The following is a 10,894-nucleotide window of genomic DNA, read 5'->3' as shown; positions in this document are numbered from 1 at the left end:
AGTCATCAATATGAGAAAAACAATATATTCGATCGGATTCCTCGTTATCGAATCCGTGTTTTCAGTAGGTTTGTTCACTTCTTGCGGCGATCAGTTTCAGGAGGAGTATCCGTGGTTGATCGGTAAGCAGGAGGAGATGGACAACAGTAACGAAGAGGGGGCGGGAGCTACCGATATTACTGTTCTCGAGAAGGAGTTGAAAGGAGCTATTCCGTTCATGATCAACTATTCGCACGAACCTACCGGCACGTGGGCTCCTCACAAGTATCAATATTACAGGGCGAACAGTATTGACAACTATGCAGGATACTGGACGACTACCAAGAGTACTTTTGCTTTCGGTGGTCCGTTGCCTACGCTTTATACTTTCCCCAACGATTATTTGGGAGGCCCTATGGATAACCAGATTTTCACACAGTCTTACAATGCCATTCACCACGCTACCGAATTGGGTAAACCCGAATGGCGTGCCGTGGCGTTGATTATCCAAGCCTATCAAGGCCACGAAATCGTCGACTTCTATGGCGCGGCTCCTTTTAGCGACTGGCGTAATTTGAAACGTACTCCGCCGTTGACCTATGAAAAGGGCGAGGACATTTACAATTTGATTTTCGACGATCTCGACGAGGCTATACGCATATTGAAAGAGCGTCAGCCGTCCCGCGAGGAGTTCGCCAAGATCGAGGATTTGACTATCAAGACGCTCTCTAATGGAGATTGGCGCATGTGGGTGAAGTTTGCCAACTGTATTAAAATGCGTATGGCCATGAACATGGTGAAAATCAATCCGGGTACGGCTCAGTCCAAATTTGAACAAGCTGTCACCGACGAAATCGGTGTCCTCACCGACACTGATGCGAAGGATATAGCCTATTATCAGGAGCAAAACGCTTGTGCTTTGTGGCGTATCGGTAACGAGTGGCACGATATTCGTTTGGGCGCTTCGTTTGAAAATATTCTCAAACGTTACAATCACCCGCTGCTTACCCGCTGGTTCGATACCAATGCATATCCTATTAAAGAGAAGTCTACGGGTATACAGGCTCCCATCGATGTTTACGGCGTGCGTGCGGGTATCAGCATGCGTAACAGCAATACTACCGGCAAGGATAAAGGCGGCTACGGGCCGTTTGCCACTTTGTCGGGTGAGTTCAAGTATATGCATCAGTCTTTCTTCAAACGCACGGAGAGCATTTTCTTGCTTGCCGAGGCCGCTTTGAGGGGCTGGAATGCGCTCGGCCGTGATGCTCAGAGTTGGTATGAGGCCGGTATCCGTCTTTGCTTCCAAGAGAATGGAATCACCGACGGAACCGTCATCGACGAATATCTTGCCCAGACTGCGGCGAAGGATATCGATTATGTCGATCCGTATAACAACGAGAACAACATAGCCGGTCGTGTGAAAGTGGGTGTGAAATGGGATGCGAGCGACTCGAAGGAGGTGATGCTGGAAAAAATCATCACTCAGAAATATATCGCCAACTTCCCCATGAGCGCCGAGGCATGGACGACGTTCCGCCGCACGGGATATCCCCGTATCTTCCCGGTCGATGTGAACAACATGAAAGACCAAGGCGTCGACACCGAGTTGCAATTACGTCGTATTCCCATCGAGGAGACAGCCAACAATACGTTGGAGATCGCTTCGCTCGTACAGGCTCTCGGGCAACCCAACACCGGCGCTTCGCGTGTTTTCTGGGATAAACAGACCGAAACCCGAGGCGAGCAAAGCCCCGATAACGAATTTACATTGGTAATTCCGGTAAACTTTTAATCTATAAAACATTTGAAACATGAAACGATATAGCTTTATATTCTTTTTGGCGAGCTTCCTCGGTGTGACTTCGTTCACCGCATGTGAGGAGGAAGCTACGCTCGACGGTGCGACCGAGGTGTATATTACCATCGATCCCATGGACATTAATTTGAAATTGGGCGATACGGTGAGGATTTCGGCGACGGTTACCAATGTGAGTGGGAAAGTGATCGAGACTCCTGTCTCTTGGTCGATAGAAGACCAGACGGTCGCTGCCTTGCTGGGTGATACCGCTGTGGTGGCTTTGGATGGCGGTCAGGAAAAAGAGACCCGGCTCAAAGCCATGTTGGAGAACGGCAAATATGCCCTTACTACCGTTACCGTGTCGCGCAATTTGCCCGACGGTGTGATGTGTATTCCCAACGACAGCACCTTCACCGAAATGACTTCGAAACGTAGTTACAATACGGCCCACGATTCGGTGCTGTTCTCTGTTTCTCCCAAAGAACTTCTTTATGATTATGAGCCGGTTCCTACTCTCGAAGGGCTAACCGCTTTCGATCCGGTGATGACGATCGACACCGTGAGAGGTCTCGTAGCCGTGCACTATGCAGCTCCCCGTGCCTCGGGGAAGGGAAAAGTCACCCTTTCCATCGGTGATGCTTCCACGGCCAAGTCGGCATCTTGCGATATCATGTTGGCTCCCCAGTTGTTGGCTACTTTCTATGGCAAAGGTTTCGAAAATATGCCCTATATAAATACCCGTCCCAGTAAGGAGGTATTGTCGATGTACTTTGCCTATACGTACGAGGCCGAAATGGACATCAATTCGGAAGATACCGTGCGTATCGCCATGAACGTGCAGTCGGGCGCCAAAGAGGATATCGAGGCGGGCTACGATGCCTATCGTTGGGAAGTCGTTTCGAGTAATGGGGTATTGATTACGGGCAAGACCGAGGAATATGTGAAAGGAGAGGGATTCGATGCCGTGCTTGCGTTGCGCTCGGGTTCGGAGGAAGGCGAAGCCGAATTCCATTGTATTACTCCCGACACGGTGTTCGTAGCGACGTTCCGTGTGCAGGACTTTAAGACTCGTTATCCGGTGGAGGAAATTACGGTCGACCACGATCCGATTTCCATGCCTGTGGGAAGTGTGTTGAGACTTACGACGGGAGTGATTCCCGCTTCGTCTTATGCTTATCACAAGCCGGTAGTCAAGGCAGTCGATCCTTCCAAAGTTCAAGTGGGTGAATATAACGGTAATGTCATAGAGCTGAGGGGACTCGCATTGGGCGAGACCGAGCTGGTTCTTACGGCCAACGGCAAGGAAAAAAGGGTTCCGGTGAGTGTCACCGAGGGTATCTTGTCTGTTTTGTGGAAATCGGGTAATGCGCGTACTCTTTTCGAGGGACAGACTGTGCAATGGGGTATCGATGCCAAAACTTTGTCGGGAGGAGAGAATCCTTATGACGTGACTTGGACTTCATCTGCTACCGATGTGCTCACTGCCGAGCAAGCCGGCGACGATAACACACAGGGGACGATTACGGGTATTAAGGCCGGTAAGGCAGACGTTACTGCCGAGGTGGCTGGCGTATCGTCCGAGAAGGCCGAGGTGAAAGTGATCGCTCTACCTGTCGATTTGGAATTGAACGCCTCCAACACCGTGAAAGAAAACTCGGTGGTTTATGACGAGGGCGGCGATTTGGTAGTGTTCATTTCGCCCACATCGGGTTATGGGCAAATCATGCTTACGTTGACCGATGCCTATAAGGGTGGCGGTTATGCAGGACATTACGATATTCCTGTCGGTACGGTAGTCGATATAGACGGAGCTCGGGCCGAGGTGATGGGCCGCATGGATATCTCGGGCAGCGGCGACGAGACAACCGTTTCGTTCTCGATTACGGGTAATGTGGGAAGTCGCACTCTCTCTATCGAAGCCGATAGTGTCGTGGTGTTGTAAAAAAAGAGTCGTTTCGGGATAGGAGGCCGCTAAAACGCCTCCTCTCCGCGGAACTTGAAGATAGAAAAAACTTTTTGAGAATAATTCAAATTTTTATTAACCAAAAAAAATTTTCCATGAAAAAAAATCTATTTTTATTATCTGGAATTTTAGTTCTTTCATTTTCTTCGCAAGCACAAGAATTGAAAGAAGATTACATGACGTGGCCGGAGAGTTCGAAACTCGGTCAGTATGTTAGTAGTTGGGTTCCCGGCGAAGATTTGTTCGAGGACGAGAACTTTTATGTTTCCCGTGTGAAACCCAAAGAACGTTTTCGCAATGCGGCCACGCAGATCGACGAGACGCTCACCGAGGCCAACGACAGAAAACTCGTTTTCTGGGTTCCGGTAGGAAATGCCAGCAATGGTAACACCAATGCGCGTCCTAACGGTAAGTTCGATTCCGAGGCTTTCAGTACTTGGTCATACGTTACTCATTACGGAGACTGGACGGCTCCACACGGGTGGGTCCCCGGTGGATTCGCCGATGTCGCCCATAAAAATGGTGTAGGTGTTTCGGGTGTGGCTTCCGTTCCTTGGGGAGGTATAAGTTCAGAGTGGTCCTCTGGTTTTTCCACGTTGGTGGGCATAGAGGCAGAGAAAGTGGCTAAATTCCTCCATTATCATGGTGTGGACGGTTTAGGCTATAACTCGGAGTTCAGTACAGGTTCTTCTTTTATTTTGTCGGGATTGCGTGCATTGCACGAGACAGTTCACAAATACCTTACGGAAAAAGGTAACCCGGTGGTCGAGAACTTCTGGTACGATGGAACCAATGATAATGGACAGATTACTTTCGATAGTGGTCTCGGTAATCATAACAACGATACCTTCGGCGATGGCGAGCATATCCGCACCTCGCTTTTTCTCAATTACAATTGGCATGGAGTATTGGGAGGGTTGACCCAATCTACTGTAGATACCTATGCCCCCGGTCGCAGTTCGCTCGATCTTTATGCCGGCTTCAACATGCAGGGCGGTGATCCTTCTACGTGGAGAACTCTCAAAGACTATAATCTCTCTATCGGTCTGTGGGGCGCTCACGATTATAATATGTTGTGGGCCGACCGTGCCAATAACGGTAGTACAGATGTAGCCAAGCAAACATATTATCAACATCTGATCGAGCAGTTCTTTACCAACGGTAACCGCAATCCCATCGATAAAATCGAGGTTTACAATCGTGGTAACCATCACCCCGATGACAAGTGGTTCGGTATGTCGGCTTTCATGACGGCACGCAGTTCGCTCAAATGGGATCTTTCCGAGGAACCGTTTATTTCTTATTTCAATTTGGGTAACGGTCGTTTCTTGAACTGGATGGGCGAACGTCAGAACGATAACGAATGGTACAATATCGGTGTACAGGACTATTTGCCTACTTGGCGTTGGTGGTTTGCATCCGATTTTATGGGTAAAACGGCCGACAAGGTAGTGGAAAATGGCTTGGAGGCCAAGTTTACTTACGACGATGCCTATGTAGGCGGTTCGTGTCTGCGCCTCTTCGGTTCTGTGGACAATGAGTATTTGCATTTGTTCAAGACCGAGTTCGCTTTGTCCGCAGGCGATGTGATTACGGTTCGTTACAAATTGGTAGGCGGTCAGGCCGATGTTAATTTGGCACTTTCTGCCAAAGGCGACGAGCAAACGATTTTGCGCGAGAGCGGTTTCAAGGTATTGACTGTCGCCGATGAGGCCGACGATGAAGTGTGGGTGGAAAAGACGTTTAAAGTGAGTGGTGTTTTGGCTATGTTGGCCGGTAAGGAAATCGCTATGATTGCCCTCCATTTCGAAAATGCCAAGAACCTCGACTTATACCTCGGTGAATTTTCTATCACCCGCGGTGCTATGCCTACACCGGCGGCTCCCGAGATTAAGATTGCCAAAGTTCTTGCATCTCACTACAAAGGTGTAGATGGTAAGGTGATCTTTAACATGGATAACGACAAATTGCCGGGTGAGCCGGTTTATAACCTCGACGTGAATGCTTCGATGTTCAAACTGTATGCTCAACAAAAAGGTGGTGAGCCTCAATTCATGGGTATCACTACTTCTTGGGCCGGTATGTATTTCTCTGTTCCTACCGATTTGCAGGGCGAACAGGAGATTCGTTTCGGTGTCGCAGCCGTTTCGGTCGATATGAAGTCCGATTCCGAGATCGCATGGAGCGATTATATGAGTATGGGCGAATATACGGTTACCGACGATATACAGATAAATAAAACTACCATCAAGCCGGGCGAGAGCTTTGAAATTTCGTATGTCGATCCCCGTCACGCCGCTGCCGACTGGAAATTGCTCAACAGCACCGGTGAGGTCGTAAAAAAGGTAAGCAATACGACTGTATTTACCGTATCGGAAGGTATTAAAGAAATAGGCGGTTATGATCTGCAAGTTATTTGCGGCGGCGAAACGACCACTTATGGTTACTATGTGCAGATTACCAGCGAAGCCGTGGGTGCGTTGCCCGAGATTCAATCGCTGACTATCGGCGGGGAAGCTGTGGCAGAAGATGATGTGAAGATCGACGTGGACGAGGCGCTGACGTTGGGCTATACCGGAAGGAAAGCCAATGGAGCTTCTTCGCGCGGTATCGAGATCAATGAAGGTTGGGTAGGCGGAAGAATGTCCGATTTGTCTATCGGTAACGGTCAAACGTTCTCCGTGTCGGCTTGGGTTCGTTTCACTTCGATACCCGAAGGGTCTTGTTTCTTCAGTGTGGAAAATCGCGCATCGAGCGCATGGCCGGTGAACAACTGGGGCTGGATGTGGTCTGACTTGTCATCTACGGGTAAACTTAACAGTTATACCTTCCGGACCGCTACGTACAATGGCGCTCCCGAGTTGAAATATACGTTCCCCAACGCAGTCGTAACACCCAATGCATGGAATCACGTGGTATTGACATTCGAGTATAACGACCAGTCGCAATTCCGCTCCAAATTTTATCTGAACGGTGTGCTCCAAGAGTCAACGTGGGTTTTAGATGGAGCTTCGGGTACGACCGAAACATGGGCTAATGTGAATTATTCTATCACGACTTCAGATTGGTTCTGTTTTGCCGGAGGCCGTGGATCGGAACCTGTTTTCAATAATGGTATTATCGACGATCTGTTGGTTTGGAACGGAGCCATGACTCCCGAGCAAGTGCAAAACGTGAAGAACGGTCTGGATGCCAACAGCCTTCCCCAAGAAGTGATGGCTTACTGGGATTTCGAAACCGATGCCGATGAAGACCACTACTTTGCAGCCAAAGGTTCGGTTGCAGGGGCTAAAGCCTGTTCGTTCAAGACGGAAGCTCTTGGTAGTGAAGGCGCCGGTCGTCAAGTCGCTCAGAATCCTCTGTATATCTCAGGTTGTCCGTTTGTGCCGGGATCCACTTTCAAGGTAGAGACTCGTCCGACTTGGACAGCCAAACGCGGTGTCCTCAGCGAATCGACCGGTACCGACCTCGAAGGTTCCACGAAACTGACTTATAGCAAACCGGGCGATTATACGGTTACTCTGACTCTTGAAAATACGCTCGGGGCCGATACCAAGAGCTATCCTGTATTCAAAGTAGGCGATGTAGACGGTGTAGAAGAGAGCATGGCCGGTGAGTTGCGCACGTATACCGTAGAGGGTATTCTCTTTGTAGAATTTGCCGAGGACGGAGACTACCAAGTGGGCATGTACAATGCCTCGGGAATGCTTGTCGCACAGAAAGATGCCGCTGTCGTAGCCGGTCAAAACATGAGCATCTCTCTCGGAGCCAAAGGCGTTTATGTGGTGAAGGTGATGAAAGAGGGCAAGGTGGTTCGTACGGTCAAAGTGTTGAATCGTTGATGTAATCTCTCACTTTCTTTTTAAGAGGGTGATCTCAATAGCGGACCGAGCCCTATCATTTAGGGTTCGGTCCTTTTAACAAATTTTTAATCGGTAGAAAATTTATTTTTTTTGCGATTATTTTTAATATTAATATATCATGAAAAAGAGTTATTCGATTTTTTTATCTACACTGTTTTGTTTTTTGTTTTGTAGTTTGAGCGCACAGGATGCGCAGTTGAATGCGGCGAGTCGTAAAGTGATTATCGAGGCTCCGGCAGAGCCCGGTACTCATTTGGAGGTGGCTTATAGGCCTGCGGGTTTTTTTTTCCCGAGTTATGTGCAGTCGGGGCAGCAAGTAGACGTGGGTACTACGCTTATCATCGATGCTTATTCTGATAATCCGACCAAATTGCCGTTGGTTGCCGTACGGGTGAACGGGGAAGAAATCGAAAAATCGGGATCGGGATATACGTATGTTATACCCGAAGGCGAAGGGGATATTGTGATTTCTGCGGAATTCGGTCTTCTTTACCAAGTAGATTTCTCTTATTCCTTGAACGGGCGCATAGAACTTTATGCGGCGGGTTCGGAAGAGCCGTTGACGACGGGAACTCGTGTGAACGGGAATGTGGAGATAACGGTGAAAGTTATTCCGGACAGCGGATGCGATTTGCTTTCTCTCGTCGTGAACGATGAAAATGTAACCGGCCAACTCGCGAACAATGAGTATAAGTTCGTATTGAAGAAAAACACTTCAATTACGGCGGCCTTCCAGAAAGCCTATCGTCTGACGGTGGAACCGTTCGAGCATGGTAGTATGCGGGTGGCTATTTCTGATAAAGGAGATTTGAGCGATGTACCGTCGGACGGTAAGATTTTTGATGGGCAAACGCTTATCTTGTGGTGGCCGACAGTCGAAGAAGGGTATGAAGTAGGTTCCGTATTGATGAACGGGACAGATATAACGGAGCAGTTTTTCTCAGGAACGTATAACCATGTGGTGAAAGGCGATGTGAACGTTACCGTGACGATCCGAAAAAAAACGTATGGATTGACGGTTAAGGATTTCGTGGGAGGTACGATAAAAGCGGAATTCGAAGATGAGGGGGTAGTGACCGATGTGTCGGCCGGTGGCAGAGTACCGGAAAATGCGACCTTGAAAATTTATGAACCGGTACTTGATGAAGGATACGAATTGGTTTATGTGTCGCTGAACGGATCGGATATTAAGGATCAGTTTAAAGATGGTATCTATTCGCTGACGATGAAAGAAGATGTGATGCTTGTTGTAAAAGCCAAAGAAATCGATAAAATGTTCAAACTGACTATCGATGAAATCGAGGGTGGCAGCATAGATGTACAAGTGTATGTCGGTGGAGATTTGGCCGATGTCCCGGCCGATGGGAACATCAAGAACGGAACCATGCTGATGATTTCCGAACCGGTGCTCGAAGACGGTTACGAATTGGTTTCCGTCATGTTGAACGAAGAGGATATAACCGCTTTGTTCGAGGAAGGCGTGTATTTCCATACCATGCGTCAAGATGTGACGATCTCCGTAAAGACCAATTATGTTTCGGGCGTGGAAGAAGAACAGGCCGACCGGGTGAGAATTTATCCTAACCCGTTTGCAGAAAGTTGCGTGGTGAGCGGTGTTGCCGCAGGTACATCGGTTCGCGTGTTCAACATGACGGGAGCTTGTGTGTTCTCGAAAGTCGCCGGAACGGGTGAGACCGAAATTCGTTTGTCGGGACTTGCTTCGGGTGTCTATATCTTGAAGTTGGAGAAAGACGGCGACAGCTCTTGCCATAAACTGATTCGGAAGTAAGAGCCGATTTCTCGGTCGATAGTAGAATTTTTTATTCGATAAACTTGTAAATAGGGAAGGGGAGTGCAACTATGGCACTCCCCTTTTTTTGACGGAGGGGTTGAGAAGATTACATAAGAGTTTTTTGATTGCAGGTTTTAACCCCTCCGTCCTTCGGCCACCTCCCCTATATTTTGTGTTGCGCCACCCCGCAATGCTGCGGGGCACGGCAGGGTGAGGAGTGAGACATCTTTGTTCTATTGTTGTTTCGGCTTCTCCGTTACTACGTACCGTCTCTCCTATATTTTGCTTCGTGCCACCCCGCCATGCCGCGGGACACGGCAGGGTGAGGAGGGGGTGAATGCCCTGTAATGCCACAGGACATGGGAGAGGTTGAGATGTATTCCGCTTTTGCCCCTTACACTGATTTTATAAGCGACACAGAGGAAGAGGGGTAAAAGAGGTATTTTTATTCGGCAGTCCGCCGAATTTGTTTTTGTATTCAATTTGTATTATTTTCGCCATATGTCATTACCTGTGTATTTTGCTCCATTGCAAGGTTATACCGATGTGGTTTATCGTAAGGCACATGCCGCTTTATTCGGTGGCATCGCCGCTTATTATACCCCTTTTGTGAGAATCGAGAAGGGAGATTTCCGACGGAAGGATTTACGAGATATAGACTTTGAAAACAACCGGGGTGTGCCGGTCGTTCCGCAGGCGATAGCCTCAGAGTCCGATGAACTGAGACGTATTGTGGATTGTATGGCTTCTCTTGGCTATACTCGGGTCGATATAAATTTAGGGTGTCCTTTCCCGATATTGGCTTATCGTCATAAGGGGTCGGGTATATTGCCGTTCCCTGACGAGGTAGAGCGATTGTTGCGGCCTTTGGAATCGTATGACTCTTTGGAATTTTCGGTGAAGATGAGATTGGGGTGGGAGGAGCCTTCGGAGGCATTGAGGCTATTACCTCTGCTTGAAAGTTTGCCTTTGCGGCAAATCACGCTTCATGCCCGACTGGGGAAACAGCAGTACAAGGGTTGTGTGGATATGGAATCTTTCGGTCGGTTTTACGATGCTTGTCCTATTCCGTTGGTTTATAACGGAGACTTGACCACGGTAGAGGAGATGGTTGCCGTGGAGCGGGAGTTTCCCCGGTTGTCGGGGCTTATGGTCGGCAGAGGATTATTGGCGAAACCGTGGCTGGCAGAGGAATATGGAAATGAAAATTTTTCGAGTGAGAACTTTTATTGCAGGGTGGCTTCGTTGCACGAGCGTGTTTTTACCGATTATAAAACTCTATTGCAAGGAGAACATCAGTTGTTGACTCGTATGATGTCGTTTTGGGAGTATCTTTTACCAGATATGGAGAAGCGATTGAGAAAGCGTTTATCGAAGTCCCGGAATGTAAAAGATTATACAGAGGCCGTAAACTTGCTCTTTTCTTCGTTGGAGGGAAAAAATTAAAACTGCCTTCGACCTATTTTACAGAAAAATTGTTATCTTTGAAACAAGTC

At 48.4% G+C, this 10,894-nt stretch carries 5 protein-coding genes; all 5 read left to right on the top strand.

Going from position 1 to position 10,894, the window contains the following annotated elements:
- Positions 1 to 10: 10 nt before the first annotated feature.
- The 5 genes from NBH06_RS05855 (at position 11) to NBH06_RS05835 (ending at position 10,844) form a co-directional block, all read left to right on the top strand.
- On the top strand, positions 11 to 1,774 hold the full coding sequence (locus NBH06_RS05855) for a SusD/RagB family nutrient-binding outer membrane lipoprotein (RefSeq protein WP_250793281.1): 1,764 nt from the start codon (positions 11 to 13) through the stop codon (positions 1,772 to 1,774).
- A gap of 19 nt (positions 1,775 to 1,793) precedes the next feature.
- Positions 1,794 to 3,722, top strand: coding sequence for an Ig-like domain-containing protein (locus tag NBH06_RS05850; RefSeq protein ID WP_250793279.1), 1,929 nt, complete (start codon positions 1,794 to 1,796; stop codon positions 3,720 to 3,722).
- 116 nt (positions 3,723 to 3,838) lie between these two features.
- Positions 3,839 to 7,585, top strand: coding sequence for a LamG-like jellyroll fold domain-containing protein (locus NBH06_RS05845; RefSeq protein ID WP_250793278.1), 3,747 nt, complete (start codon positions 3,839 to 3,841; stop codon positions 7,583 to 7,585).
- A 139-nt stretch (positions 7,586 to 7,724) separates the two neighbouring features.
- Positions 7,725 to 9,395, top strand: coding sequence for a T9SS type A sorting domain-containing protein (locus tag NBH06_RS05840; protein ID WP_250793275.1), 1,671 nt, complete (start codon positions 7,725 to 7,727; stop codon positions 9,393 to 9,395).
- Positions 9,396 to 9,899: 504 nt separating this feature from the next.
- Positions 9,900 to 10,844, top strand: a complete 945-nt coding sequence (locus NBH06_RS05835) for a tRNA-dihydrouridine synthase family protein (RefSeq protein WP_195632536.1) — start codon at positions 9,900 to 9,902, stop codon at positions 10,842 to 10,844.
- The last annotated feature ends 50 nt before the right edge of the window (positions 10,845 to 10,894 follow it).

It is taken from the genome of Barnesiella sp. B2-R-119 (genome assembly GCF_023656675.1).
Lineage (GTDB): Bacteria > Bacteroidota > Bacteroidia > Bacteroidales > Barnesiellaceae > Barnesiella > Barnesiella intestinihominis.
Note: the sequence above shows the minus strand (reverse complement) of the source record. Positions and strands in the feature narration are given on the sequence as shown.

What these genes read in the sequence shown, in the direction of transcription:
- NBH06_RS05855 (WP_250793281.1), top strand. Translation starts at nt 11, where the DNA reads ATGAGAAAAACAATATATTCGATCGGATTCCTCGTTATCGAATCCGTG.
- NBH06_RS05850 (WP_250793279.1), top strand. Translation starts at nt 1,794, where the DNA reads ATGAAACGATATAGCTTTATATTCTTTTTGGCGAGCTTCCTCGGTGTG.
- NBH06_RS05845 (WP_250793278.1), top strand. Translation starts at nt 3,839, where the DNA reads ATGAAAAAAAATCTATTTTTATTATCTGGAATTTTAGTTCTTTCATTT.
- NBH06_RS05840 (WP_250793275.1), top strand. Translation starts at nt 7,725, where the DNA reads ATGAAAAAGAGTTATTCGATTTTTTTATCTACACTGTTTTGTTTTTTG.
- NBH06_RS05835 (WP_195632536.1), top strand. Translation starts at nt 9,900, where the DNA reads ATGTCATTACCTGTGTATTTTGCTCCATTGCAAGGTTATACCGATGTG.